Raw genomic sequence first — 25,677 nt, 5'->3', positions numbered from 1 at the left:
AGGCCCGGCAGCGGCGTTATGGTGGTTACACGCCCGCGGATGCGGCCGAAATCTGGCCCACGGCGATGGCGATCTGACCCACGGCCTTGGCGACCTGCAGCGCGGCCCTGACCACATCGTCGATCGAATTGAAGGCCGCGGTCATCGCACCGGGCGCACCGCCGTCGATCCCGGCGTCGTTGATATACCCCAACGCATTGGAAACGCCGCCGACGGCGCCGGAAATATTGTCGACCGCGCCGGCGATGTTGCCGACGGCACCGGCCACCTGGCCGACCGGCCCGGGAATCCAGCTGACCATGCCCGAGAGGCTCTGGACGGCGCCGGCGATATCGCCGACGGCATAGGAAATCTGCGACACCACTTCGGCCACGTCGCTGGCGGCCCGGGCGACTTCACCGAACGTCTCCGTGGGATCGCCGCGGCCGGCCGTCTCGGCGAGATGATCGACCGTTCCCGACAGCTTGTTCACAGCACCCGACATGCTGTCGACGGCACCGGCCACCCGCGAGACGGCGCTGGCCACTTGCCCGACAGGGCCGGGGATGCGGCTGACCTGCGCCGCGACCTGCTGGACGAGACTGGCGATGTCGCCGACCACATCCGCGACCTGTCCGACGGCTTCGGATACCTGGCTGATCGCCGCGAGGCCATCGCGAACGACGTCATCGGTCTGCGGAAGCTCGAAGCGGTCGACGGCCTGATCCGTCGCGACGCGAAGGTCGCCCAACGACTGATCGCCGCGATCGGTCAGTGTGGCCAGTCGATTGGCTGGGCCGGTGTCGCCGTTCTTCAGCAGCGTGAACGGCTGGAGCGCTTTCGTCGTCTGATCGAGCGTGGGCCCCATCTGCTCGACGGTCGCACGCAACTGGCTAATGGCATCCGCCAATGCCTTGGGCGCGGTGATGTCGGCTGGCCCCGAAAGCGGGAGGCGTGCGGGATTCGCGATGGAATCAAGCCTGGGGATGTTGCCGTCGACGATGCTCATAACCACTCCAAGAATGAGCAGGGGCAGGGCACAGCAGTGACCGACGACAGGGTATAAGAGTGACCGAAGCCAAAAATACTAGGGCGTGCCCTAGGGATCATCCGAGCAAATTTTCACTTCGGCATCACAAGATTCGCCAAAGATCGCGTTCATCTCTTCGGGGTCATTTCACCCGATGCTTGCCGAGCTTGCGCGCCAGCGTGCGGCGGTGCATACCGAGACGGCGCGCGGCCTCGGAGATATTGAAATCGGTCGCCGCGAGCACTTCGTGGATGTGCTCCCATTCCAGTGTCTTGATCGAGGTCTGGCGTTCGGTCACCTTCACCGTCGCATCGCCTTCGGCGCGCTCGAACGCGGCTTCGATGTCGTCGGTGTTCGACGGCTTGGCGAGATAGTGGCAAGCACCGAGCTTGATCGCCTCCACCGCGGTGGCGATGCTGGCGTAGCCGGTCAGCACTACGATCAGCATAGCCGGATCGTGGGCATGCAGCGCCTGCACGCAAGCCAGTCCGGAACTGCCACCGGCCAGCTTCAGATCGACCACGGCATATCCCGGCGAATACTCGCGCAGCAACGGTTCGATCTCGTCCAGGCCTGTCGCGGTGCGCACGGCGTAGCCGCGCCGTTCGAACGAGCGACTCAGCGTGCGCGCGAACGCAACGTCATCCTCGACGATCAGCAACTGGCGCGGCTCGACTGGGTGCGGCTCAGCGTTCATCGCGTGCATCGGCAAGAGTGAGGGAGGAGAGGGGCAACGTCATGATGACGACCGCGCCGCCACCGCTTTCACCAGTATCGCCGCGATTGTGCGCCGTGATGCTGCCGCCGAGCGTCCGCGCGACATTCAGCGCAAGGAACAGCCCGAGACCGCCGCCGGGACGTCCCTTGCTCGACTGATAGGGCTTGCCGAAGTGCGACAGCATCGCCGGCGCGAAACCGGGGCCGGAATCGCTGACCGCCAGCACCAGATCGTCGCCGTCACGCGAGGCTTCCAGCGCGACATAGCCCGGCGAAGCTTCCAGGGCATTGTCGAGCACATTGCAGATCATCTGCTTGAGACCCGAATCCGAGACGATGGTCAGATCCTCGCCGAAGCGGTTGGCGTAGTCGAAAGCGCGCACCGGACGTGTCTCGCGCCACTCGGCAACGAGGTCGTCGAGGAAGGCACCAACGGTGGTCTGCGCGGGCGCTTCGCCGCGGGCTTCGCCCGCCGAGAGAAGGATGCCGGTGACGATGGTCTTGCAGCGATTGAGCTGCGCCTGCATCTCGTCGAGTTCCTGCTGCAGCTCCGGCTGCTGGGTAAAGGGCGGCATGCGTTTCCAGTCGCCGAGGATCACAGACAGCGTCGCCAGCGGCGTGCCGAGTTCATGCGCCGCGCCGGAGGCCAGCAATCCCATGCGCACGATGTGCTCCTCCTCGGCGGCGCGCTGGCGCAGATCGGCCAGATGCGCGTCGCGCGCGCGCAGGATGCGGCCGATGCGGGTGATGAACACCACCAGCAGCGTGCCGTTGAGCACGAAGCACAACAACAAGCCTTGCACGTAGGGATCGGCGAGGCCGCGATCCGGATGCGCCGGAATCGTCACCGGCCCGGGAAACATGATCAACCCGATGAAACCGAGACTGGCCGCCGCGGCCACCGCCCAGCTCGACCACGAACGCAACAGCACCGCCGCCAGCGCGACCTGCAGCAGGTAGAGGAACACGAACGGATTGGCAGCGCCACCACTCAGATAAAGCTGCGCGGTCAGCGTGACCACATCGACTAGCAGCGCAAGGAACAAGGCGTTGTTGCCGACTTCCTCGCGATGGCGCCAGCGCAGCGTGCTGAACAGGTTGAAGACGATCAGGCACGCCAGCACCACCGCCATCGGCACCAGCGGCAGTTGGATGTCGAGGCCGTAATAGACGAAGAGGATGGTGGCGATCTGCCCGACCACCGCGATCCAGCGCAGCTGGATCAACGGATGCAGGGATTTCACGCTGCCACGAGGCGCGATCACCGACGGCGCGGCCTTCTGGAGCGGACGGGAGATCGACAAATCCTGCATCGACAGTTTTCTCAGCCGGAAGAGTAGGCGGCGACGCGCCGCCGGCGTTCCTCCAGCGCCACGCGCCAGGCGGCCGCGGCGACCATCAGCGCGAGGCCGAACCACGTCAGCGCGTAGACGAGATGGTTGTTGGGAAAGCGCACCACCGTCAAGCCACCGACCGGCCAGCGCGGCTCGGCCGCGTCCACGGGGCCCTGGCGGTCCGCATCGACGAAGTAGGGCGCGACGCGTCCCAGGCCACGCGCGGCGGCGATCGCCTGCACGTCACGCGAATACCAGCGGTCCTCGGCCGGCGCGTTCTTGCGCAGGAAGCCGCCGCCGGGTTCGGTCATGCGCAATAAACCGGTGATACTGGTAGCGGAGGCTGGATTTGAACCTACTGGCGCCTTCCAGTCCGCCGGCACGAAGCCGCGATTGACCAGTACGACACTACCGTCCGCGGTGCGGAACGGCGACAGCAGCCAGAAGCCCGCGCCAAGATCGGTCACGGCCTGCACCCGCGTATCGCGATCCGCCAGGAAACGGCCGTCCAGCCGCACATGCTTGTATTCGTCACGGGCGACGCTGACCCGCGACCACTCATCCGGTCCCGGTGCGGTGGAAGGCGGCGCATGGATGCGCGATTCGACGCGTTCGATCAGATCGAGTTTCCAGGCGCGGCGCTGGACTTGCCAGCCACCCAGCGCGATCAATCCCACGAAGGCGACGATGAAGACGACGGCCAGCGCGATCAGCGCTGTCTTGCCACGCGGCTTCGCATTCGCGGGGGCAGGCTCGTGATCGAGCGCGCTCACGGCATGTTGCGCATGTCGTGCGGCGACATCGGCATCATGTTGGTATTCATGTGATGCATGACCCACAAGGAGCCGGCAAGCAGGATCACCACCAGCACGAGGGTGAAGATCAGCGCGAGCATGTTCCAGCCGCCCTCCGACTTCGTGTTCATGTGCAGGAAGTAGACCATGTGCACGAGGATTTGCACGACGGCGAAGGCGAGGATCACGAACGCGGTCATCCCAGAACTCGGGATCACCTTGCCCATCACCAGCCAGAACGGGATCGCGGTCAGGACGACCGAGAGCAGGAAGCCGATCGCGTAGCCCTTGACGCTGAAGTGGATGCCGTCATCGTGATGATCGGCGCCGTGATCGGAATGATTGTCGTAGTGCGCGGGTGTCTGGCTCACGGCAGTACTCCCATCAGATAGACGAAGGTGAAGACGCCGATCCACACGACGTCGAGGAAATGCCAGAACATCGACAGGCACAGCAGACGGCGGCGATTGGCCGCGGTCAGGCCGAGCTTGCCGACCTGCAGCATCAGCACCACCAGCCAGATCACACCGAAGGTGACGTGCAGGCCGTGCGTGCCGACCAGAGCGAAGAACGAGGACAGGAAGGCACTGCGCTGGGGACCGGCACCTTCATGGATCAGATGCGCGAACTCGTACAACTCGATGCCAAGGAAGGCGAGACCGAACAGGCCGGTCACCGCCAGCCAAGCCAGCACCGCGCCGGTCTTGCCGCGTTGCATCGCCACCATGGCGAAGCCATAAGTGATCGAGGAGAACAGCAGCATCGACGTGTTGACCGCCACCAACGACAGATCGAACAGATCCGCACCCGACGGACCGGCCGCATAACTGCGCCCGAGCACGCCATAAACGGCGAAGAGGCAGGCGAACACCAGACAGTCGCTCATCAGATAGAGCCAGAACCCGAGCAGGGTGCCGTTCTCCGGATGGTGCTTGCTCTTGGCGTCGAAGAAGACCGGACGCCCGTCGGGGTGGTGGAGGGCGATGGCGTGAGCGTCAGACATGAGCGGTGGCCAGTTGTTGCGTGCGCTTGTCCTCGGTCACGACGACTTCGTCGACCGGGATGTTGAAATCGCGCTTGTAGTTGAAGGTATGCACGATCGCGGCGATCAGCATCGCCGCGAAGGCGACGCCCGCGACCAGCCACATCTGCCAGACCAGCGCGAACGCGCACAACGTGCTCAGGATCGCGATGACGAAGCCCGCGGCGGTGTTCTTGGGCATGTGGATCGGCAGGAAGCCGGAAGTCGGACGCTCATAGCCGCGCTGCTTCATGTCATGCCAGGCATCGTTGTCGTGCACCACCGGCGTGAAGGCGAAGTTGTAGGCCGGCGGCGGCGACGAAGTCGACCACTCCAGCGTGCGGCCCTGCCAGGGATCACCGGTCTCGTCGCGCAGCTGATGACGGCGGCGGATGCTGACATAGAACTGGATCAGCATGCAGGCGATGCCGATCGCGATCAGGAACGCGCCGAACGCGGCGATCTGGAACCAGATCTGCAACGAAGGATCGGTGAAATGGCTCATGCGGCGCGTCACGCCCATCAGGCCGAGCACGTACAGCGGCGCGAAGGCGAACCAGAAACCGGTCAACCAGAACCAGAACGAGCACTTGCCCCAGAACGGGTCGAGCTTGAACCCGAACGCCTTCGGCCACCAGAAGTTGATGCCGGCGAACAGGCCGAACAGCACGCCGCCGATGATCACGTTATGGAAGTGCGCGATCAGGAACAGGCTGTTGTGCAGAACGAAGTCGGCCGGGGGCACGGCCAACAGCACGCCGGTCATGCCGCCGATCACGAAGGTGACCATGAAGCCGACCGTCCACAGCATCGGCACCTCGAAACGGATGCGGCCGCGATACATGGTGAACAGCCAGTTGAAGATCTTCGCGCCCGTCGGGATCGAGATGATCATCGTGGTGATGCCGAAGAACGAGTTCACACTCGCGCCCGAACCCATCGTGAAGAAGTGGTGCAGCCACACCAGGTACGACAGGATCGTGATCACCACGGTCGCGTAGACCATCGAGGCGTAGCCGAACAGGCGTTTGCCGCTGAAGGTCGAGACCACCTCGGAGAAGATGCCGAACACCGGCAGGATCAGGATGTAGACCTCCGGATGGCCCCAGATCCAGATCAGGTTGACGTACATCATGGCGTTGCCGCCAAGATCGTTGGTGAAGAAATTGGTGCCGACGTAGCGATCCAGCGACAGCAGCGCGAGCACAGCCGTCAGTACCGGGAACGCCGCCACGATCAGCACGTTGGTGCATAGCGAGGTCCAGGTGAAGACCGGCATCTTCATCATCGTCATGCCGGGCGCGCGCATCTTGATGATGGTCGCGATCAGGTTGACGCCTGATAACAATGTCCCGACACCGGCTATCTGCAGTGACCAGATGTAATAGTCCACGCCAACGTCGGGGCTGTAGGCGATGCCCGACAGCGGCGGATACGCCAGCCAGCCGGTCTTGGCGAATTCACCCACGAACAGCGACATCATCAGCAGCCCCGCGCCGCAGGCCGTCATCCAGAAGCTGAAGTTGTTGAGGAACGGGAAGGCCACGTCGCGCGCGCCGATCTGCAGCGGCACGATGTAGTTCATGAAGCCGGTGACCAGCGGCATGGCCACGAAGAAGATCATGATCACGCCGTGCGCGGTGAAGATCTGGTCGTAGTGCTCCGGCGGCAGATAGCCCATGTTGTCGCCGAAGGCCATCGCCTGTTGCAAGCGCATCATGATCGCGTCGGCGAAGCCGCGCAGCAGCATCACCAGACCGAGCACGATGTACATCACGCCGATCTTCTTGTGATCGATGCTGGTGAACCACTCGCGCCACAGATAGCCCCAAAGCCGGTACTTGGTGATCGCCGCGAGAATGGCGAGGCCGCCGATCGCCACCATGGCGAAGGTGGCGATCAGGATCGGCTCGTGCAGCGGGATCGCGTCCCAGCTGAGCCGGCCGAAGATCAGCCGGGCGAGACTTCCCGAGGGGTGGGGTTGTTCGGTCATATCGACTCCAAGAATCCTTGCGGCAGGCGGCGCTCGCGCCAAGCCTGTCTTTTTTGCGTCATGGGGCGAGGCTGATCGCCGTGTTCCACGGCTTGCCGGCGCTATCGGCGGTACACATCGCCGAGGCCACGATGGGGCCGCCGCGCAGATCGCCCTTGCGGCGCGGAAGCAGCGCTTCGACACTGCCCAGGCCGAGCCCGCCAGCGGCGTCGATGGCCATCATCTCGTCCATGCACATGCGGTCGGTGTCCACGCAGCGATTGAGGATCGCGCGGTACAAACCCGGCGCGACGCTGGCGTAGTGGCGCACGGGCTCGCGTTCGCTGGGCTTCTCGAGCTGCAGGTAGTCGGGACGATCGAGCGGGCTGCCGCTGTTCCTCGCGTTCTGCACCCAGCGCTCGAAATCGCCCTCGCTCAGGCCATGGAACTTGAAGCGCATGCCGGAAAAACCGGCGCCGCTGTAATTGGCCGAGAAGCCTTCGTACTCACCGGGCGAATTCATCACCGCGTGCAGGGAAGTCTCCATGCCCGGCATCGCATAGATCTGGCCGGCGAGGGCAGGGATGTAGAACGAGTTCATCACCGTGGACGCGGTGATCTTGAACTGGATCGGGCGATCCACCGGCGCGGCCAGTTCGTTCACCGTGGCGATGTTCTGCTCCGGATAGAGGAACAGCCATTTCCAGTCGAGCGCCACCACTTCCACCACTAGCGGCTTGGTGCCGGCCGGCACCGGTTTCGCGGCGGAGATGCGATCGAGCGGACGATAAGGATCGAGCGTATGCGTGCTGATCCAGGTCAGCGCGCCAAGCGCGATGATGATCAGCAGCGGGGCAGCCCAGATCAGCAGTTCCAGCTGGGTCGAGTGGTCCCAGTCGGGCTTGTAGGTCGCTTCCTTGTTGGAAGCGCGGTAGCGCCAGGCGAACAGCAGCGTCAGCGCGATCACCGGCACGATGATCAGCAGCATCAACAGCGTCGAAACGACGATCAGATTGCCTTGCTGCGCGGCCACATCGCCGGGCGCGTTCAGCAGGATCGTATTGCAGCCGGCCAGGGGCAGCAGGGCGGCAGCGGCCAACAATCGGCGGCACAGGGACTTCAGAGTGGTCATCGGGGGGAGGAACACGACACTTGGAATTCAGGACCGCGTCCGCCGCGGCATGACGCACTTTAGTCGTGACTCGCAGTGCCGACGATTGGACGTTTTGTCCTATGGCCCGACTGGCGCGATGGTGAGAAGCTAGCGACATCCCGGCATGCGGATGTCTCAGGCATCCGTGCTACAGGGCGATGACGCCTGCCGCTCCGCAACTGACCAGCTCCAAAACTGACCAGCTCCAATCCATGCACGCCGAGAATCATGCAACCCCTGGCCACATGAGCACGCCGCCCCCCAATGCGGACACGCATTCGGAAGTCGCGCCGGGCGAGATCGCGGTCGGCGTGGTGATCGGGCGTGCCTCGGAATATTTCGACTTCTTCGTCTACGGCATCGCCTCGGCGCTGGTGTTTCCGTCGGTGTTCTTTCCGTTCCTCGGCAAGCTCGAGGGCACGCTGTGGTCGTTCGCCATCTTCGCGCTCGCCTTCATCGCGCGGCCGTTCGGCACCGTGCTGTTCATGTGGATCCAGAGCCGCTGGGAACGCAGCACCAAGCTCACCGCCGCGTTGTTCCTGCTCGGCACCTGCACCGCCGGCATCGCGTTCCTGCCCGGATACAACACGATCGGCGCGCTTTCCATCGTATTGCTGTCGCTGTTCCGCGTGGGGCAGGGCATCGCTCTGGGCGGCTCCTGGGATGGCCTGCCGTCGTTGCTGGCGCTGAACGCCCCCAAGCATCGCCGCGGCTGGTACGCGATGCTCGGCCAGCTCGGCGCGCCGGCGGGTTTCATCATCGCCGCCGGATTGTTTGCCTTCCTCAATTCCAGTTTGTCGAAGGAAGATTTTCTCGACTGGGGTTGGCGCTATCCGTTCTTCGCCGCCTTCGCGATCAATGTCGTGGCGTTGTTCGCGCGCCTGCGCCTGGTGGTCACGCACGAATACGAGCGCGAGCTCGGTCAGCATGATCTCGAGCCCACGCCCGTGCTCGAACTGTTCGCCGCCAAGGGCCGCCATGTCGTGATCGGCGCGTTCGCGGCATTGGCGAGCTATGCGCTGTTCCACATCGTCACGATCTTCCCGCTGTCGTGGATTCTGCTGTACTCGAACCAGTCGGTCAGCGAGTTCCTCGGCGTGCAGATCATCGGCGCGCTGCTCGCGGCCGGTGCCATGGTCGTTTCCGGTGTGATCGCCGACCGTTTCGGCCGTCCGCGCACCCTCGGCGCGCTGGCCGCGGCGATCGCCATGTTCAGCGGCTTCGCACCGACGCTGCTGGGCTCCGGCACTTTGGGGCAGGACGTGTTCATCCTGATCGGCTTCGTCCTGCTCGGCCTGTCCTACGGCCAGGCGGCGGGTTCGGTGACGGCCAATTTCGGCGCCCGCTACCGCTATACCGGCGCCGCGCTCACATCCGATCTCGCCTGGCTGATCGGCGCCGCCTTCGCGCCGCTGGTCGCGCTGGGCCTGTGCGCGCATTTCGGCCTCGCCTTCGTCGGCGCTTATCTGCTGTCCGGCGCGATCTGCACCTTGGCCGCGCTGGGCGTGAATCGCGTCTTGAAACTGAAGAGCTGATTCCGCCTCGCCGATCCGCTACAAAGTCAGCGCGGCCGAAGCAACGACGCACCAGAGCACTGTCCACAGCGCCGAGAGACGAAACGCCATCAGCATCACGAAGGCGACAGCGGCGATCACAACATCGGCGAAACCGCGAATCCCCTCAGTCCAGACAGGATCGTAGAACGCGGCCACCAGAAGACCGACGACGGCCGCGTTGATTCCCGCCATGACGCGAATCGCCCACGCCCGCGCCGCCAGACGCGTCCATACGGGCAGCACCGCCAGCAACAACAGGAAACCCGGCAGGAAGACCGCGATCAAGGCGATGCTCGCACCAAGTCCTGGCGATGTATCCAACGATGCACTCGCTCCCAGGAACGCCGCCAGCGAAAACATCGGCCCCGGCATCGCCTGCGCCGCACCGTAGCCGGCCAGGAACGCATCCGACGTCACCCAGCCAGGTTCGACCACCGTGTGCTGCAGGAGCGGCAACACGACGTGGCCGCCACCGAACACCAAAGCACCGGTTCGATAAAACGCCGCGGCCAATCCACCCGTGGAAACCGTTTGCTCCGTGGGCAAGGCCAGACTCGCAAGAAGACCGACCAGAAACAGCACGAAGAACGACATCGCGACGCCAGTGCCATAGCGCACCGGGAAAGTCGCCGCTGGCGGCGGCGTCACACGCCTGCACATCCACAGTCCCGCCGCACCGCCCAGCGCGATGGCGACCAGTTGCATCCAGACATTGCCCGTCAACAAGATCAACGCAGCCGCGACCGCGGCGATCAGGACACGAGGCACATCCGGCGTCAGCTGTCGCGCCATGCCGAGAATGCCTTGCGCGACCACGGCAACCGCCACCAGTTTCAACCCGTGCACGACCGCGCTGCCGATGCCGCCATCGACATGCGGCGCCAGCAGCGCAATACCGAACATCAGCAACGCCGAGGGCAGGGTGAACCCGACGAACGCCATCAACGCTCCCGGCCATCCGCCTCGAAACAGCCCGATGGCGAACCCCAACTGGCTGCTGGCCGGCCCCGGCAGGAACTGACAGACGGCCAGCAACTGCGCGAAACCCGCATCGTCCAGCCACTGCCGCCGACGCACGAATTCCTCCCGGAAATAGCCGAGATGCGCGATGGGACCGCCGAACGAAGTCAGGCCCAGCTTCAGGAATACCCAGAAAATTTCCGCCACCGGCAACGCGCTCCGTGATTGGACGTCGTCAATCTGACCGTGAAATCTCACTGACGATGCTTTGGCTATTCTCCGACATACAGGGGGTATGCCATGAAATGGATCGTGGGCTTTTTGTTGTGTCTGACTGCCGGGTCAGTGCCGGCAGCGGATGTTTACCGCTGCGTAGACAGAGGCGGGCAGGTGACACTGCAGAACATGCCGTGCCCCTCGGGCACCCGGACAGCATCGGTCAAGAACGTGACGACTGATGAGGAGCGCTCCAGCGAGGACCACAAGCGCGCCCGCGACGACGCCAAGCGGCGCATGGCCGAGAATCGACGGCTTGCCAAGGCTGCCGGAACGGACCGGGTCTACCACAGTCCACCGCAACACCGAACGCCACGCGTATCCGCCGAATGCGAACAGGCAAAGCGCGATCGGGCGCGCATGGAAAACACCTCAAGCATCGATCTACGGCGACGCCTCAACGATGCCGTGTTTGCGGCCTGTAGAGGCTTTTAACCGGGCCAGCCAACCCAATCAGGCCAGCGATCAAGCACGCTGCGGCAATTCATGGTCATATGCACGCCGCTCCATCGGGCAAGACCCGCCTTACGAGCCGATCAGTTTCTGAGATATATTCATGATTCAGGAAGGGACGCGATCATGAATGATTGCAAGAAATCTATGGTTGGCTTTTTTACGTCGGGCGGTATTGATACGCACGCAGAAGACAGTGTTAGTCCGCATCGTTGGCACGCGACTTATAAACAGCTTTCTATGGGCTCTCGAATTCTTGTTGATCGCATGTACGTGGAGATTCAAAGTTTTGATTCAGCCAAACTGACGAATGCGAACTTCTTAGACAGCTTTCTTGTAAGCGGCTGGGGCTCTACGTTTCTTTTAGCCGGTTACACTATCGAAGTGGGATTGAAGGCCATCTATTTTTCCGAGGCCACGCGAGATCCTAGCGATACCAAGTATCAAACTCATAACCTCAATGATCTTGCTGCAATCGCAGGTGTTTCATTGAGTAAGAGTGAAGCCGATCTTTGCGAGTTCCTATCCAAATACATAGTTTGGTTGGGGCGTTATCCAGTGCCTAAGAAGCCAGAAGATATGATCAGCGGCGGTGGACACGGCGAGCACACTTTGGATGTGTTTTGTCTTTTCAACGATCGTATTGCGTCATTGCTTTCGTCAAAGGTCAAACCGGTCAGAGAAGCGAGAGTAGGTTAGTTGTTCTGATATGCAGTAGGCATGCGTTATAGCGATCCGGCAGCAATGATATTCCAAGCACCCTTAAAGCGAGCCACGTAACCGCTTATCTCTTTCGGATACATTTTGTCTACTAGCGTTACCATTCTAGTACCAACAACAAATGCAGAATCTATAATTTTTATTAAGCTTTCATAGACCCTTGCAGCGCCTTCGGCATCGTCTTCAGCAAATAATGCTCCATACGTTCCTGGCGAATGTTCAGCCATGCGTTTAAGATCAGATGTAAGCGCATCTGCAAGTGTAATGAACCTTGCTAAATCCACTGAGAGTTCGCGGCTAATTACGCCTGCATGAGCCATTGCCGCGCGGCACATTGGAAGATAATCATCTCGAACATGGATCGTCCCGAGGTCGACGATCCCTTTTTCCGCCAAGGCAAGGGCCGTCACAAATTCTTGCCTCCAGTTACGTGCACTGACCATTTCCAGCGCAGCGTCTATTTCACTAGCAGCTGCTAGAGCAAGGTTTCTTGCCTGTCTACGATCTCGACGTACTTCTATGCTCCATGTAGCGAACCATGAAATGATGCCGCCAATCAGTGCGCCTAAGAGGCCAGCTACTCCGCTATCCATAATTTCCCCCTTGTGTCTTAGATCATAAGCGTGATGCCCTTAGATTTCCTCAGGGGATAGGTGGTCAGCTCACCGCGACGTCGTTGTGACGGTAATCGGCGAGGTGGACGATCATGACTTTGATGCATGGCCGAACTCTGGGCGGATGCGTTGGCCGTCCGGGGAAACGAGATGGCGGCCTTGCAGCCGCCATCCGTACCACGCCGAGGGGTTGGCCTCGCTGTCGTCCATGATTAACCCCCTGTAGGTTGGGGGATCATGTAAGCGCCATCGTCTGAAAGCTGCAAGCGCACCAGCCACGCCAGCAACTGGTGGCGCAGGCGGCGAGCCAAGCGGTGCATCGCATTGAACATAATGTACATTATGCGAAATAAGATCAGATGTGGCCTCCGTCTCTTCGCAGCTTTAACCAACCGGCTAAAAGCCTGGGCGTTCCCCACCGCGATGCGATCGCAATGGCCTGATCCATAGCGCGGCAATTCAAAGCTGCTCTGAAATGTTTCTTGGCATCGACGGCGTGGTTTCGGTGCTCGTGTAGCTGGTCGGGTCGATGAGGTCGCCGGTCTGTGGGCAGTGTCGCCAGCCGCGCCACTGCAGTGAGCAACGCAGACCGAGGACGGGCTGGTCTATGCTGTCGCTCTGTGCGGGCCAGTCAGGGGGACAGGTTGTACACGACACCGGAACTGGAAGTCCTCAGTCAACGCTGCCTGCTCTCACGGCAACACGGTTGGATTCTACATAGCCGTACGACAACCGAATTGCCCAAGTTGGCACGATTGTATCTGGCCCAATGCGCAGCCAGCCTTGCGAGCGAACATCATCTAGCCATCGCTCGATTGATAGAAGCGAACAATACTGGCTCCGCAGCTGCATTGCTTCGTCCATTACTTGAAGCCTCTGCAACTGCATATTGGCTCGCGTATTGCGCGCCACCCAGCAAAATAAAGCACCTCATCAACCCGCGCAAACAACCAAGCAGAAAAGATCGGCTTCCACTGATAGGCGGCCTTCTTGAGGCCATCGTCGAAGTTTTCCCTGAGGCAAAACTACTACATGACAGTTTTCCAGGTTACCTGCACGCCTTTACGCACGGACAAATGATCCAGATAACAAGAAAAGGACACTACCCTCCCTTCTCATACAAAGAAAAATTAGTCATGCTGTGGCTGTCAGATTCTATTCAAACCACAGCCGCCGCCATCAACGTAGCTATTCACGACACCCCTAATCTTTCCGAATACATTGCGGCCGCAAGACAAATTCTAATGAATGAGGGGAAAAACTTATATAATTTGAAGTTTCCTAAAGAATCTTGGGAATGGAAAGGCCTTCCCGATATAAAAATCGTAGATCAGTGGGACGATGGCTCGTGGAAAGATCAATTTTCGAGATCCTAGAAGCTGACTTGTATAAATCCGACATCAATCTTCCAGAGTTCTAGATATGCTCGAACTTATCACATTAATTGTATGCACTTCCGGTATTGGGCTGATTGTTATGGTCTGGGCGGTACGAATCATCATCCGCAGAAAATACGTAGGTGAACTTGATCCTCCAGTGCTGACAGCAATCGGCTGGAGAGCAATTGTTATTGGCTGTCTCTTCTTCTTGTTCGGGTTGTTATTTTTTTTATCAGGCCTGTCCGTGCTTTTAGACGCTTTGGGATATATCGAGAACGGCTGACGGCAAGTCAACAAAGGCTGTCCTTGACATCGCCCTGGTCACTTCAGCGCGCTCGCTGCTGCCGTTTCCGGAAAGCGCATTCCACCCTACCCTCATGAATGGCGTGCATGTCGCCGAGGTACGCGCGACATGGAGTCTCTCCGGCTACAACTATGTGTGATCGACATGCGACGTCACAGCGACGACGTGACCGCCTACAACCATGCTGGCGGACTGTGCTGGCGCGATCCACTCACCTCGGGCGAGGCAGCGAACATGCGATCCGCAGTATTCGAGTCGAGCCGCAACCGGCGGCGGCACCGCATTCCTTTGCGGACAAGGCAAACCCTTGCATGAATCGAAAAATGCCGGAGAACGGACGACCGGATAACAGGCCGCCCGTCAGCCATTGACTCAGAAGCAGCCTCTTTCGCTACAAGTCTGCCGTGTCATGTCTTTCATGTTCCTGTCCGCCGATTCCTTCTCGGCGCGAATCTGTGCGACCGAACGACAGACCTTCGTGGTGAAGTTGCTGCCAGTTTTCTGCTCGCGTGTGCAGATCATGCGCTCGTCTTCCTTGTTCTCGATCGCACCTGAAATCGATGCGAGCAGCGCCTTCACTTCGGTCCGCTCCGGCTCGCTCAATTCCGCAGCATCCGTTTTCCCGTCGAGAAGCCCGAACAGCTTGTCCTGGTCGGCCAGGATCTTCTTGCGCTTGACCTTGGGCATGGTCTCGAATCGTCCTTTTTCCGCTTCGACGTCCACACGAATCGCCTTCTGCTGGGCGATGATCTCGCCTGGTTGCTGAAGCGTGATATCTCCCGCGATGGATGAACCCGAAATGGCGATCAGGATCAATCCCGCGGCGAATAAAGCTTTCATTTCTTCTCCTCTCCGTTTCCCAAAAATTGAATTCGGCCTTGTCGGACCGAAAGTGTTATCGGAAGGCATATTTGACGCCCACCGTGTAATAGCGGCCAACCGCGCCGCCGTAATCGAGGGGGTTGTAGCCGACGGCGCCGTAAGTCAGCGGATCCAGCGGCGCGACCCTGTCGGTCACGTTCTGCACCGATCCGAACAACTCGAGCACTTCGCTGGGACGCCAGCTTCCAGACAGGTTGATGGTGTAGAACGACTCAAGCTCGCAACCACGCGGCGCATCCGACCCATCCGAAAACTTGCTTCCGCATTCCGAAGGCCGTCTGAGCATCGTGACGCCGTCAGGGGAAAACAGCTCCGTCCTCCCATAGGTGTTGTCGAGCTTGCCGCGATAATTCACCACACCGCTGACGCTCCAATCGCCGTTGTCCCAGGTGGCGCCGAGGTTGATCCTGTCCTTGGGAATGCCGATGCAATTGGTGACATTGCAATCCCCGTGCGTGCCCGCGTATTCCGTCTTGACGCCACCCGTATTGCGTTCAAACGAATTCATGCGCGTCCACTGAAGATCGAGCATGAGGTTTGCCGAGCTTCCCAGTTCGAAACGCTGACGGGCGCTGAAATCGAATCCCTGCACGAAGGTGGAATCGGCATTCGCATAGGCCAGATCGATGCCCTGGAGTGTTCCAGTGTGTGGTCGACCGGGCAGATCGTCGTCGTCACGATGGATGTTGTCGCCGTTCTTCACGAGCTCGGCGAGGAAATCCTGAACCAGGATTTCGTTCCTGCGGCGGATTTGAAAAAAATCCAGCGTCAGTGATGTCGTCGGGGTTGGATCGAACACCGCTCCGATCGAGTAATGCTTCGCTCTTTCCGGCTTCAGATCGCGATTGGGCGCAATGAAAATGTCGATCGGTTTGAGTTCGCAATCATCAGGACCGGCACCTGGCGCTGGCGTGCCATCCGGGCATCGAACCGGATCACGCGCGGCAGTGAAGCTCGCCAGGCCGCCATTGCCCGCTTCGATCGGACTGGGCGCCCGCACACCTTCCGTGTAACTCGCCCGCAATGCCATCCAGGACAAGGGCTGCCACTTGATCCCGAGCTTCGGGCTCGCGATGGCTTTGTAGCCTTTGTATTTGTCCAGGCGCACCGCGCCTGACAATTTCAGGGAGTCCGTCAGTGGCGCCTGCAGTTCGCCATAGACGGCCGCGACTTCCTCCACGCCCGAGTAGGCGGAATATCCGAGGCCGATGATCTGCCTGCTCTCGGTGAAACTCGCCGGCGTCAATGCGATCGATTGCCTGCGCAATTCGATGCCGAACGCGAGACCCAGCGGGCCGCCTTTCAAGTCGAGCAGCGAGCGTGACGCCTTGGCGTCGGCCATGTCCTGCTTGGTCGTCGAATGCGCGCTGATCTTTGGCGAGATGTAGTCGTAGAGCGCTTGCGAATTCAGACCGGAATTAACGCCGATCCGCCAGTAGCCGACCGGGCTGTCGGGATCGGTGAGCACCTGTCGCACGCGGCCATAGTGCAGATACCCGGTTCTGACGACTTGCAGATCACTCTGCGAATGCTGGTAGGCCAGATCGTAATCCCATGCCTCCGCGACGCCCTTCATCCCGATCAGGATGCGGGCGGCCTGATTGTCGGATTCGTTGACTCTCGGGCCGACGTCGAATGCCGAATAGCGGAGACGAACCGGCACGTCGTAGGGATTGTCGGGATGATCGGCACCCAGCCGGGTCGCCCCAGGGCCAGAATTGGCATTGACGCCGCCCCAGGAGCCGGAAACGCTCGAGGGAGCGAAGGAAGAGCGCGTCTTGTTCCTCGCGTATCCGAACTCCGCGTACAGCTCCGCTCGATCTGAGAGCGCGAAGGTCCCACGGGCGTAGACATTGATGCTGCGCGTCTTCGGCGAGATATCGCGAAATTGGGCGCTGTCCCACAAACAGCCGCCACCCGGGTCCTGCGGGGTCACGTCGGACAACACTTCGCAGCCCGGCAGCGATTCCCATCGCCCCGAGCCGGAGACCGGTTCGATCGCGCCGACCGGCGAGGCCTGCGCGTTCCTGCCAACGATCGTGCCGCTCAGAAACGCATTGGCATCGAGTGGATATCCCCAGCGACGCCAGTCGCCGGTGCCGATCCATTTGCGATCACGACGGTCGCCGACATGGATGGCGTCCTCCTGCGTGCCTTCGATGCTGATGAAGGCGTTGTATCCATCGCCCGCCAGATTGCCTGTACCGGCGGCGATCGAACCCTTGCGCAGTTCGCCGTCGCCCTCCCCCGAGATGCCGTAGCTCCCCTTCACCACGGCGCCGGTGAATTCCTTGCGCAGGATGATGTTGACCACACCCGCGATCGCATCCGATCCGTAGATCGCGGAAGCACCGTCCTTCAGCACTTCGATGCGTTCGATGATCTCGAGCGGAATCGTACTGAGATCGGTGAACAACCGCTGGCCGTCGTCGGCCAGACCGAACGAAGCCATGCGGCGTCCGTTGACCAGGATGAGCGTGGCGCTGGCACCGAGCCCGCGCAACGAGATCGCTGTGCCGCCGCTGGCGAAGCCGTTGCCGAAGGTCTTGGGGATGGAGCCCTGCCCGTCTGCCGTCAGCGTCTGCAGATAATCGGCGACGGTGGCCTTGCCGCTTCGCTCGATCTCCATCCGCGTGATGACCTGCACCGGCGAGGCGGTTTCGGCGTCGACGGTCGGGATGTTGGAGCCGGTGACGATGAGGCGATCGAGCGTTCTCGGTTCCTCCGTGGTCGCCGCACCGGATGCCGCGGACGTCGTTTTCGGCGGCCTTGGCGGTGGCGCCTTCTTCAGGACGATCGTGGAGTCGTTGAGCGTCTCCCAGATGACACCGGTCCCGCCCAGCAGACGGTTCAGCGCCTCACCCGCCGTGTATTTGCCCGACACTTTCCTGGCGGCCTTTCCGGCGATCAGTTCCGGAGGAAACACGAGCTGCATGCCGCTCTGCGCGCCCCAGGCACTGAGCGCGCCGGACAACGGGCCAGCGGGAATCTCGAACAGCCGCGGCGCCGTGGAATGCACGGACGATTGCGCCCGTGCCGTGGGCGCCGGAACGCCCAAAGCCACACCGAGTGCGACGCATAACGCGCCGTAGAGGCAACTTCCTCTGCCCGCCCTGCTCATGACCTCCCCATTTCGAGCAGTACCGCGATCGATACCGCCTACACAGGGTGATAACAATCAGGTCCGCCCGAACCCTACCCCGGGCCGCGAAAATCGGGACCGGGTATCGGCTGTTCCCCTGCGATCCCGACCGCCATCACTCCCGCGGCATCAACACGATCTCCTGCGCATTCGCGCTTGCTACCTGGACCGGGAAGACCGCCGCCAGCGCCGAAGCGATGGACGCGTTGTCCCCGACGCGGAAACTGCCGCCGACCGGCAGATCGGCCAGGCGTGGATCACCCAGCCGCAACTTCACTGTCGAATATCGGTTGGCCTCGGCCACCGCCTCGGCCAGCGGCAGACCGCTGAAGTCCAGGCGTCCGTGAGTCCAGCTCGTTGCCGTGGCCGGGTCGATCCGGCGCACGCGGATTTCACCGCTCTTGCCGCCGTAACGGGCTTCGTCTCCCGGCGCGAGCACCTTGCGCTCGCGTAGCGCCGCCACTTCCACGCGCCCTTCCAACAGAGTGACGGCCGCGGCGCCGGCTTCATCACGCACCTGGAAACGCGTGCCGAGCGCGGTGACGGTGCCGCCAGCGGCGGTCACCACGAACGGATGCGCGGGATCGTGGGCCACGTCGAACATGGCTTCGCCGTGTTCGAGCGTGATCTCACGGCGCGCCTCGCCGTAGCGCACCTGCAATTCCGTATCGGTGTTCAGCGTGACCCGGGTGCCGTCGGCGAGCCGTTCGGTCCGCTGCTCACCGATCTGGGTGCGATAGGTGATCGCAACCGGTGCCTCCGGCCTGGACAGCGGCAATATCTGCACGACGCCGATGGCGGCCACGGCGGCGACGCTGGCCGCCAGCAGCATGGGCTTCCACGACAAGCCCGGAGAGCGGCGCCACGGCGCGGTCTCGGCCAATGCCTCGGCCGCCATGGCCCGCAGCCGGGGCGATTCCTTCGCTACGCCCCAGGCCTCCCACGACAGTTCGATATCGGCATAGGCCCGTGCATGTGCGTCGCTGCGCCGGCACCACGCCTGGAAAGCCGCTTCGTCGGCCGGCATTCGAACGCCGTCACGACGCCTGGCGAACCAGTCCGCCGCCTCTTCCAAAATGGACTCATCGATCGGGGTCATAGCCTCATTAACCCTCAAGCGCCCCAATCTCCTACCTGCGCCCGGCATTTCACAATGGCGCGGGCCAGATGCTTCTCGACCATCTTCACGGAAATCCCGCAACGCCGGGCAATCTCACCGTTGCTGAGACCCTCCACCCGGCTCAACAGGAAGACCGTGCGGCATTTCGGCGGCAAGGCGACGATGGCTTCCTCCAACCGTTGCAGCGAATGGCGCCCCTGCAACTGCCGCTCCAGATCGGGATGTTCGGAAACCACATCGAACTCGGCGAAATCGGTAGGCTGCTCGATCTGGCGCAAGCGGCTCCAACGCCAATGATTGTTGAGCAGATTGCGCGCGATGCTGAACAACAGATGGCGCATGGCGTCCGGCGGCTGTTTGCCCCAGTAGCGCATCAATCGCGTCCAGCTTTCCTGGGCGAGATCGGCCGCATCCTGCGCCTGCGTCACGCGTCCCTGGAAGAAACGCAGCAACTCAGCCTGATTGTCGCGCACGAAAGCCTCGAAGCTGCCATCGTCGACCGGCGGCACCCTGCCCTCTGCCCTTCCCACCGGCGACTCCGACACCACCACAGTCCTGCCGCTTCAATACATCGGGGGAATGTGCGGCTGCGTCGAGGGCGGTGTCAACCAATCGAAAGACACATATCCCTCTTGTCGCGATGCTTGGCCGCGCGCAGCTTCGATCGCGTTTGGAGGAATACGGGAAGAGCTTAGAAGAACTCGTCCAGCAATCGATAGAACACGAGGCAGCCGGGATCGACGGCACCGCCATAACGCGACAGGAAAGGCGCGACCCACGCTTCTCCAAGGTTGTGCCGGATGCTCCAGGCGGCCAGCGCCAGATCCTGATGACGATCGGCGACGCCGGCACGCGCGCAATCGACGAATCCCGCGAACCGGCCGTCATCCGCGATCAGGTTCGGAAGGCAGGCATCGCCGTGGGTCACCACGAGATCCTCGTCATGTGGCCGGTGTTCCTGGAGTTCCTCGAACAGATCGACCGCACTGCGGCCGAGGCGTTCATCGTCGAAATCGTCCTCGTCGACGAGACCGGCACGCACGCGTGCATGCGCCAGCGCGATGCTCCGTTCGAGTCTGCGATCGAATGGACAGGCGGCGACATCCAATTGATGCAACGCTCGCAACGCGTCCGCGGCAATCTCCACGATCCGGTCTGGATCGAGATGTGGAGACGAGGCCAGATCGCGCCCCGGGATCGCGCTCAACAGCAGCCAATCGCGCCCGGCTTCCCGTGTTTCCGCGAGCACCACGGGACATGCGATGCCGTTCGCCGACAGCCATCGCAGCCGCGCCGCTTCGTCGGGCAACTCGCCATGCGGGTCGGTGGGGTCCGTCTTGGCGAAAAGCGCCGGGCGCCCGCGCGCCGACAGCCGGAAGACGGCCGCCGTCGAGCAGCCGATCGTCTGGCCTTTCCAGTGATACCCGGCTAGCCTCGATTCCCAGGCGCGGGGCATTTCAATGGTGGTTTCTGTCGTCATGTCCCACGATTTCAGGGTGTTGGTCGGAATTGGAGGATCGGGATCAGATGGTGCTCTCGACCAGCCATCTCCAGGCGTGCAGCTCGCGGTCATCATTCCGACATCAAAACCCTTGCGCACCGCACAAGCGCTCGTTAGAATTTCGCGCTTTCCAGCCGTGGGGCCATAGCTCAGCTGGGAGAGCGCCTGCATGGCATGCAGGAGGTCGGCGGTTCGATCCCGCCTGGCTCCACCAAATTCCAGTCGTTAGGCCCGATCGGAATGCGTTTCAGGTTTCACTGCGTCCCCATCGTCTAGAGGCCTAGGACACCACCCTTTCACGGTGGACACCGGGGTTCGAATCCCCGTGGGGACGCCAACTTTACTGCTGTAAACGAAAAGGCCCGCCAATAGCGGGCCTTTTCGTTTTTCCGTCCAAAGAAGACGATTTATGCCGTCGGGGTCTGCGAGGCCGAATGCTCGCTGCTCGCGATCGAACTCCAGCTCACTTCGACGCCTTTGCGATGCCCCTTCTCGACCAGCTTGAGGCCATCGGGGTCGATGGTGAGGGTGTAGGCCTTGTCGCCGATCTGCACTTCGCGTCGCAAGGGTTTGTCGAGTTTGGTCATGGAGATCTCCTCATGCGCATTCATGCGCGTCGCCGAGGATGCTAGCACTCCCGTCCGCGGGGCTCGTTTGCTGAGCGTAAAAGCAGTGAACGGATCATTAAAAAGAAGTGCGACGTGCTTCAAAACCTGCTTCAAGAAGTGAAGATTCCGCTCCGGCGAGGCGCAAGGTCGCCACGCCGTGGCCGCGTTCGGCCAGATATTGCAGCCACTTGCCGAGGAAGGTGTTCATGCGCATGCGATGCCCGAGCACCTCGGCCGGCGGCGGGAACATCCCGATCACATCCTGCCAGCGGCGTCCGACATAGCAATGCGTCGCCTCCACCTGGCGGGCGTCGCGATACAGGCGCAGGAATGCCGACGGGTCCGGTTCGCCGGTCAGCGGATCCTGCATCGCATAAGTCATGCGCAGTTCGGTCGTGTAGGGATGCTGCTCGATCACATCCAGGCGCAGGTCGAGCCCGTCGCCGATGACGGAAACGTAGGCGCCCGGCGTGAGATCGGCTGGCTCGAACAGCCGCGTCAGCCGGTTGAAGTTTTCCGCGTACAACCCCATCAGCCAGCCGAAACGGCTGAGTCTCGGGATGCGTTCGGCGCGGGAAATTACTTGCGACATGGGCCGGATGCTACACGCACGAACGCGTTTGCGGCAGCATTGACGAACTTGACGCGGACGCCTAATGTAGAAGCTCTTCCGCGATTCCCACCCGCCGCGATTTGCGGCCGGCGCCGGCCCGGTTTAATCGGCGGGCTTGATCAGCAGATTTGATCAGCACGAAACCGCTGGAATCCTGGAATCTCCGGCCTAGAACATCTCGCGATGGATGCCCAGGGTGGTCAACACCTTGCTGGCGATTTCCTCAATGGACGTGTGCGTGGTGCTCAGCACCGGGATGCGTTCCGCGCGGAACAGGATCTCCGCCGCCGACACCTCGCGCTTGCACGTCTCCAGTTCGGCATAACGGGAATTGGGGCGCCGCTCCTGGCGGATTTGTTGCAACCGCGCCGGATCGATGGTCAGCCCGAACAGCTTGTTGCGATACGCGCGCAGGCGCGGCGGCAGACGGTCATGCTCGAGATCCTCTTCGGTCAGTGGATAGTTCGCCGCGCGCACACCGTAATGCAGCGCCAAGTACACGCAGGTCGGCGTCTTGCCGGCGCGCGAGACGGCGACCAGGATCAGATCGGCCTCGTCGTAATTGATGGCGATACCATCGTCATGGGTGAGCGCGTAGTTCATCGCGTTGATGCGGCGGTGGTACACCTCGAAATCGGCAATGCCGTGCGCCTGGCCGACCCGCGACTGGCGCCCCTGCCCCAGTTCGTTCTCCAGCGGCTCGATGAAGGGCGCGAACACGTCCAGCATCAGCGCACCGCTTTCACCGATGAGATTGGTCATCATCGGGTCTACACACGAGCTCACGACGATGGGCCTGGTCGCGAACGTCTCCCCCGAGGCACGGATGCGCTCGGCGACCTCGCGGGCACGTTCCGGGCTGTCGACGAAGGGAATGCGGTCGGTGACGAAAACGGTTTCAGTGAACTGCGTCAACAGACTGTGGCCGATCGTTTCGGCGGTGATGCCGGTACCGTCGGAGACATAAAAGACCGGGCGTGTCGTCACGTGTTAAGGCTCCATGGATGCGTGGGGCAACGCGACAGGTAAAATAACAACTTCGGCGGGTCTTGCCCGCTTCCCCCACTGCATGAACACCGGAGTGCCTGGTTTTGGACCAACCTGCCCTGAGCGCCCGCGCTCAAAACAGCAATATCCTGTGGCTGCACGACCTGCGCCTGACCGACCTCGCCCAAGTCGGCGGCAAGAATTCCTCGCTCGGCGAGATGATCGGCAACCTCGCCAAGCTCGGCGTTTCGGTGCCCGGCGGCTATGCGACCACCGCCGACGCCTTCAAGGCCTTCATCGCGCACAACGATCTGCACCAGCGCATTTTCGACCGGCTGGCCACGCTCGATGTGGAAGACGTACCGGCACTGACCGCGGCCGGCAAGGAAATCCGCGGCTGGGTGATCGACGCGCCGCTGCAACCCGATCTCGATACCGACATCCGCACTGCCTATGCACAACTGTGCAAGGAAAACGGCGGCAGTGATGTCGCGGTCGCCGTGCGTTCCTCCGCCACGGCGGAAGACCTGCCGGATGCCTCGTTCGCCGGGCAGCAGGAAACCTTCCTCAACGTCGTCGGCGCCGATGACGTGGTGCACAAGGTCAAAGAAGTCTTCGCCAGCCTCTACAACGATCGCGCCATCGCCTACCGCGTGCACCACGGCTTCAAGCATGAGGACGTGTTCCTCTCCGCCGGCGTGCAGTTGATGGTGCGTTCGGACGTCGGCGCTTCCGGTGTGCTGTTCACGCTCGACACCGAGTCGGGTTTCCGCGAGGTGGTGTTCATCACCGGCAGCTACGGCCTCGGCGAGAACGTCGTGCAAGGCGCGGTGAATCCCGACGAGTTCTACGTCTACAAGCCGACGCTGCGGCAAGGCAAGCCTGCGATCCTGCGCCGCTCGCTCGGCGCCAAGCAGATTCGCATGGTGTATTCGGACAAGCCCGGCGAGCGCGTGCGCAACGAGGACACGCCGGCCGAACTGCGCAACAAGTTCTCGATCAGCGACGAGGACGTGCATGAGCTCGCGCGCCAGGCGCTGATCATCGAGAAGCACTACGACCGCCCGATGGACGTGGAATGGGCGAAGGACGGTGTCAGCGGCAAGCTCTTCATCGTGCAAGCGCGCCCGGAGACGGTGAAATCGCGCGGCAAGGCCACGCAGATCGAACGCTTCCAGCTCGAAAAGCGCGGTGAGGTGATCACCGAAGGCCGCGCCATCGGCCAGAAGATCGGCAGCGGCGTCGCCCGCGTGGTGCGTTCGCTCGACGACATGAGCCGCGTGCAGCCCGGCGACGTGCTGGTCGCCGACATGACTGATCCCGACTGGGAGCCGGTGATGAAGCGCGCCTCGGCCATCGTCACCAACCGCGGTGGCCGTACCTGCCATGCCGCGATCATCGCGCGCGAACTCGGCGTGCCGGCCGTCGTCGGCACCGGCAATGCGCTTGACACCATCCAGGACGGCAACGAGGTCACCGTCAGCTGCGCCGAGGGCGACACCGGCTTCATCTACAAGGGCACCCTGCCCTTCGAACGCATCACCACCGATCTGTCGTCGATGCCGCAGGCACCGCTGAAGATCATGATGAACGTGGCCAACCCGGAGCGCGCATTCGACTTCGCCATGCTGCCCAACGCCGGCATCGGCCTGGCGCGCCTGGAGATGATCATCGCCGCGCACATCGGCATACATCCCAACGCGCTGCTGGAATACGGCAAGCAGGATGCGGAAACGAAGAAGAAGATCGACGCCAAGATCGCAGGCTACGCCGATCCGGTCAGCTTCTATGTCGATCGTCTCGCCGAAGGCATCGCCACGCTGACCGCGTCGGTGGCACCGAATCCGGTGATCGTGCGGCTGTCCGACTTCAAGTCTAACGAATACGCCAACCTGATCGGCGGCAGCAACTACGAGCCGCACGAAGAGAACCCGATGATCGGCTTCCGCGGCGCTAGCCGTTATGTCGATCCGTCCTTCGCGGGTGCCTTCGCGCTCGAGTGCCGGGCCGTGCGCAAGGTGCGCAACGAGATGGGGCTCGACAATCTGTGGGTGATGATCCCGTTCGTGCGTACGCTCGATGAAGGCCGCAAGGTGCTCGAAGTGCTGGCGTCCAACGGTCTGAAACAAGGCGAGGACGGCCTGAAGATCATCATGATGTGCGAGGTGCCGTCGAACGCGCTGCTGGCCGACGAATTCCTCGACATCTTCGACGGCTTCTCGATCGGCTCCAACGACCTCACCCAGCTCACGCTCGGCCTCGATCGCGATTCGAGCATCGTCGCGCACCTGTTCGACGAGCGCGATCCGGCGGTGAAGAAGTTGCTGTCGATGGCGATCAAGAGCGCGCGCGCCAAGGGCAAGTACGTCGGCATCTGCGGTCAGGGACCGAGCGATCATCCCGATCTCGCCGAATGGCTGATGCAGGAAGGCATCGAGTCGGTCTCGTTGAATCCCGATACCGTCGTCGACACCTGGCTCAGGCTTGCGAAATCGAAGGCCAAGAGTGGTACTTGACCTTGCGATAACGTGACATCGTCTAGTCTTGCAAACGCCCCGCCTA

General features: G+C 61.9%; 25 protein-coding genes and 2 tRNA genes. 8 read left to right on the top strand and 19 right to left on the bottom strand.

Going from position 1 to position 25,677, the window contains the following annotated elements:
- Positions 1-25: 25 nt before the first annotated feature.
- From LG367_RS05910 to cyoA, 8 genes are all read right to left on the bottom strand, one after another.
- Complete coding sequence (locus LG367_RS05910; protein WP_226468298.1) at positions 26-988, bottom strand: methyl-accepting chemotaxis protein; 963 nt, start codon at positions 986-988, stop codon at positions 26-28.
- Positions 989-1,151: 163 nt separating this feature from the next.
- Positions 1,152-1,706, bottom strand: coding sequence for a response regulator transcription factor (locus LG367_RS05905; protein ID WP_226468297.1), 555 nt, complete (start codon positions 1,704-1,706; stop codon positions 1,152-1,154).
- The gene (locus LG367_RS18515; RefSeq protein ID WP_264179797.1) at positions 1,696-3,039 is read right to left on the bottom strand and encodes an ATP-binding protein; all 1,344 of its coding nucleotides are present in this window, start codon (positions 3,037-3,039) and stop codon (positions 1,696-1,698) included. The genes LG367_RS05905 and LG367_RS18515 overlap by 11 nt, the downstream gene beginning before the upstream one ends.
- An 11-nt stretch (positions 3,040-3,050) precedes the next feature.
- Complete coding sequence (locus LG367_RS05890) at positions 3,051-3,833, bottom strand: SURF1 family protein (RefSeq protein WP_226468296.1); 783 nt, start codon at positions 3,831-3,833, stop codon at positions 3,051-3,053.
- A complete protein-coding gene (gene cyoD, locus LG367_RS05885; RefSeq protein WP_425490926.1) occupies positions 3,830-4,225 on the bottom strand; it encodes a cytochrome o ubiquinol oxidase subunit IV in 396 nt (131 codons plus the stop codon). The genes LG367_RS05890 and cyoD overlap by 4 nt, the downstream gene beginning before the upstream one ends.
- Complete coding sequence (gene cyoC / locus LG367_RS05880; protein WP_226468295.1) at positions 4,222-4,857, bottom strand: cytochrome o ubiquinol oxidase subunit III; 636 nt, start codon at positions 4,855-4,857, stop codon at positions 4,222-4,224. Before cyoC ends, cyoD begins: the two co-directional genes overlap by 4 nt.
- Positions 4,850-6,826: a cytochrome o ubiquinol oxidase subunit I gene (gene cyoB / locus LG367_RS05875; protein ID WP_226468619.1), complete on the bottom strand. Its 1,977-nt coding sequence runs from the start codon at positions 6,824-6,826 to the stop codon at positions 4,850-4,852. The genes cyoC and cyoB overlap by 8 nt, the downstream gene beginning before the upstream one ends.
- 100 nt (positions 6,827-6,926) lie before the next feature.
- Positions 6,927-7,994, bottom strand: coding sequence for a ubiquinol oxidase subunit II (gene cyoA / locus LG367_RS05870; RefSeq protein ID WP_226468294.1), 1,068 nt, complete (start codon positions 7,992-7,994; stop codon positions 6,927-6,929).
- A 251-nt stretch (positions 7,995-8,245) separates the two neighbouring features.
- Here cyoA and LG367_RS05865 point away from each other — a divergent pair, with 251 nt between their 5' ends.
- Positions 8,246-9,535 (top strand): MFS transporter, encoded by a 1,290-nt coding sequence (locus LG367_RS05865; RefSeq protein ID WP_226468293.1) that lies wholly within the window; start codon positions 8,246-8,248, stop codon positions 9,533-9,535.
- An 18-nt stretch (positions 9,536-9,553) separates the two neighbouring features.
- Here LG367_RS05865 and chrA read toward each other — a convergent pair whose 3' ends face one another.
- Positions 9,554-10,723, bottom strand: a complete 1,170-nt coding sequence (gene chrA, locus LG367_RS05860) for a chromate efflux transporter (protein WP_226468292.1) — start codon at positions 10,721-10,723, stop codon at positions 9,554-9,556.
- A 93-nt stretch (positions 10,724-10,816) separates the two neighbouring features.
- On the opposite strand from chrA, the gene LG367_RS05855 reads away from it, so the two are divergent.
- Complete coding sequence (locus LG367_RS05855; protein ID WP_226468291.1) at positions 10,817-11,227, top strand: DUF4124 domain-containing protein; 411 nt, start codon at positions 10,817-10,819, stop codon at positions 11,225-11,227.
- 144 nt (positions 11,228-11,371) lie between these two features.
- Positions 11,372-11,944, top strand: a complete 573-nt coding sequence (locus LG367_RS05850; RefSeq protein ID WP_226468290.1) for a hypothetical protein — start codon at positions 11,372-11,374, stop codon at positions 11,942-11,944.
- Between the two features lie 26 nt (positions 11,945-11,970).
- Here the strand turns inward: LG367_RS05850 and LG367_RS05845 are convergent, their stop codons facing one another.
- Positions 11,971-12,558 (bottom strand): hypothetical protein, encoded by a 588-nt coding sequence (locus tag LG367_RS05845; protein ID WP_226468289.1) that lies wholly within the window; start codon positions 12,556-12,558, stop codon positions 11,971-11,973.
- Between the two features lie 111 nt (positions 12,559-12,669).
- Positions 12,670-12,789 carry a DUF3653 domain-containing protein gene (locus LG367_RS18740; RefSeq protein ID WP_226468288.1) on the bottom strand — a complete coding sequence of 40 codons (120 nt, stop codon included), beginning with the start codon at positions 12,787-12,789 and terminating at the stop codon, positions 12,670-12,672.
- 527 nt (positions 12,790-13,316) lie between these two features.
- On the opposite strand from LG367_RS18740, the gene LG367_RS05835 reads away from it, so the two are divergent.
- Together LG367_RS05835 and LG367_RS05830 are read left to right on the top strand one after the other, a co-directional pair.
- Positions 13,317-13,955 carry a DUF6988 family protein gene (locus tag LG367_RS05835; RefSeq protein WP_226468287.1) on the top strand — a complete coding sequence of 213 codons (639 nt, stop codon included), beginning with the start codon at positions 13,317-13,319 and terminating at the stop codon, positions 13,953-13,955.
- Positions 13,956-14,001: 46 nt separating this feature from the next.
- Positions 14,002-14,241 carry a hypothetical protein gene (locus tag LG367_RS05830; RefSeq protein ID WP_226468286.1) on the top strand — a complete coding sequence of 80 codons (240 nt, stop codon included), beginning with the start codon at positions 14,002-14,004 and terminating at the stop codon, positions 14,239-14,241.
- 393 nt (positions 14,242-14,634) lie between these two features.
- On the opposite strand, the gene LG367_RS05825 is transcribed toward LG367_RS05830, so the two are convergent.
- From LG367_RS05825 to LG367_RS05805, 5 genes are all read right to left on the bottom strand, one after another.
- Complete coding sequence (locus LG367_RS05825) at positions 14,635-15,171, bottom strand: hypothetical protein (RefSeq protein WP_226468285.1); 537 nt, start codon at positions 15,169-15,171, stop codon at positions 14,635-14,637.
- Positions 15,158-18,163 carry a TonB-dependent receptor gene (locus LG367_RS05820; protein WP_226468284.1) on the bottom strand — a complete coding sequence of 1,002 codons (3,006 nt, stop codon included), beginning with the start codon at positions 18,161-18,163 and terminating at the stop codon, positions 15,158-15,160. Before LG367_RS05820 ends, LG367_RS05825 begins: the two co-directional genes overlap by 14 nt.
- A gap of 238 nt (positions 18,164-18,401) precedes the next feature.
- A complete protein-coding gene (locus tag LG367_RS05815; RefSeq protein ID WP_226468283.1) occupies positions 18,402-19,385 on the bottom strand; it encodes a FecR family protein in 984 nt (327 codons plus the stop codon).
- 14 nt (positions 19,386-19,399) lie between these two features.
- The gene (locus tag LG367_RS05810; RefSeq protein WP_226468282.1) at positions 19,400-19,936 is read right to left on the bottom strand and encodes an RNA polymerase sigma factor; all 537 of its coding nucleotides are present in this window, start codon (positions 19,934-19,936) and stop codon (positions 19,400-19,402) included.
- 161 nt (positions 19,937-20,097) lie between these two features.
- Complete coding sequence (locus LG367_RS05805) at positions 20,098-20,886, bottom strand: APH(3')-II family aminoglycoside O-phosphotransferase (RefSeq protein WP_226468281.1); 789 nt, start codon at positions 20,884-20,886, stop codon at positions 20,098-20,100.
- 159 nt (positions 20,887-21,045) lie between these two features.
- Between LG367_RS05805 and LG367_RS05800 the strand changes: the two genes are divergently transcribed.
- Both LG367_RS05800 and LG367_RS05795 read left to right on the top strand, forming a co-directional pair.
- Positions 21,046-21,121 (top strand) — tRNA-Ala (locus tag LG367_RS05800).
- Positions 21,122-21,168: 47 nt separating this feature from the next.
- Positions 21,169-21,244 (top strand) — tRNA-Glu (locus tag LG367_RS05795).
- 70 nt (positions 21,245-21,314) lie between these two features.
- On the opposite strand, the gene LG367_RS05790 is transcribed toward LG367_RS05795, so the two are convergent.
- The 3 genes from LG367_RS05790 to ppsR all read right to left on the bottom strand — a co-directional run bounded on the left by LG367_RS05790 (position 21,315) and on the right by ppsR (position 23,115).
- Entirely contained in the window at positions 21,315-21,494 is a 180-nt protein-coding gene (locus LG367_RS05790; protein WP_226468280.1) for a hypothetical protein, read from the bottom strand.
- Between the two features lie 97 nt (positions 21,495-21,591).
- Positions 21,592-22,107 carry a DUF1249 domain-containing protein gene (locus LG367_RS05785; protein WP_226468279.1) on the bottom strand — a complete coding sequence of 172 codons (516 nt, stop codon included), beginning with the start codon at positions 22,105-22,107 and terminating at the stop codon, positions 21,592-21,594.
- A 189-nt stretch (positions 22,108-22,296) separates the two neighbouring features.
- Positions 22,297-23,115 carry a posphoenolpyruvate synthetase regulatory kinase/phosphorylase PpsR gene (gene ppsR / locus LG367_RS05780; RefSeq protein WP_226468278.1) on the bottom strand — a complete coding sequence of 273 codons (819 nt, stop codon included), beginning with the start codon at positions 23,113-23,115 and terminating at the stop codon, positions 22,297-22,299.
- A 119-nt stretch (positions 23,116-23,234) separates the two neighbouring features.
- Between ppsR and ppsA the strand changes: the two genes are divergently transcribed.
- Positions 23,235-25,631, top strand: coding sequence for a phosphoenolpyruvate synthase (gene ppsA / locus LG367_RS05775; RefSeq protein WP_226468618.1), 2,397 nt, complete (start codon positions 23,235-23,237; stop codon positions 25,629-25,631).
- Positions 25,632-25,677 lie beyond the last annotated feature (46 nt).

Origin of the sequence: Luteimonas panaciterrae (genome assembly GCF_020511115.1) — a bacterium.
Taxonomy (GTDB): Bacteria; Pseudomonadota; Gammaproteobacteria; order Xanthomonadales; family Xanthomonadaceae; genus Luteimonas; species Luteimonas panaciterrae.
Note: the sequence above shows the minus strand (reverse complement) of the source record. Positions and strands in the feature narration are given on the sequence as shown.

Coding starts and splice junctions, on each gene's coding strand:
- LG367_RS05865 (WP_226468293.1), top strand. CDS start 8,246: ATGAGCACGCCGCCCCCCAATGCGGACACGCATTCGGAAGTCGCGCCG.
- LG367_RS05845 (WP_226468289.1), bottom strand. CDS start 12,558: ATGGATAGCGGAGTAGCTGGCCTCTTAGGCGCACTGATTGGCGGCATC.
- LG367_RS05850 (WP_226468290.1), top strand. CDS start 11,372: ATGAATGATTGCAAGAAATCTATGGTTGGCTTTTTTACGTCGGGCGGT.
- LG367_RS05805 (WP_226468281.1), bottom strand. CDS start 20,886: ATGACGACAGAAACCACCATTGAAATGCCCCGCGCCTGGGAATCGAGG.
- LG367_RS05790 (WP_226468280.1), bottom strand. CDS start 21,494: ATGACCAAACTCGACAAACCCTTGCGACGCGAAGTGCAGATCGGCGAC.
- LG367_RS05855 (WP_226468291.1), top strand. CDS start 10,817: ATGAAATGGATCGTGGGCTTTTTGTTGTGTCTGACTGCCGGGTCAGTG.
- LG367_RS18515 (WP_264179797.1), bottom strand. CDS start 3,039: ATGCAGGATTTGTCGATCTCCCGTCCGCTCCAGAAGGCCGCGCCGTCG.
- LG367_RS05830 (WP_226468286.1), top strand. CDS start 14,002: ATGCTCGAACTTATCACATTAATTGTATGCACTTCCGGTATTGGGCTG.
- LG367_RS05825 (WP_226468285.1), bottom strand. CDS start 15,171: ATGCCTTCCGATAACACTTTCGGTCCGACAAGGCCGAATTCAATTTTT.
- LG367_RS18740 (WP_226468288.1), bottom strand. CDS start 12,789: ATGGACGACAGCGAGGCCAACCCCTCGGCGTGGTACGGATGGCGGCTG.
- LG367_RS05785 (WP_226468279.1), bottom strand. CDS start 22,107: ATGTCGCAAGTAATTTCCCGCGCCGAACGCATCCCGAGACTCAGCCGT.
- cyoC (WP_226468295.1), bottom strand. CDS start 4,857: ATGTCTGACGCTCACGCCATCGCCCTCCACCACCCCGACGGGCGTCCG.
- LG367_RS05815 (WP_226468283.1), bottom strand. CDS start 19,385: ATGACCCCGATCGATGAGTCCATTTTGGAAGAGGCGGCGGACTGGTTC.
- LG367_RS05910 (WP_226468298.1), bottom strand. CDS start 988: ATGAGCATCGTCGACGGCAACATCCCCAGGCTTGATTCCATCGCGAAT.
- LG367_RS05905 (WP_226468297.1), bottom strand. CDS start 1,706: ATGAACGCTGAGCCGCACCCAGTCGAGCCGCGCCAGTTGCTGATCGTC.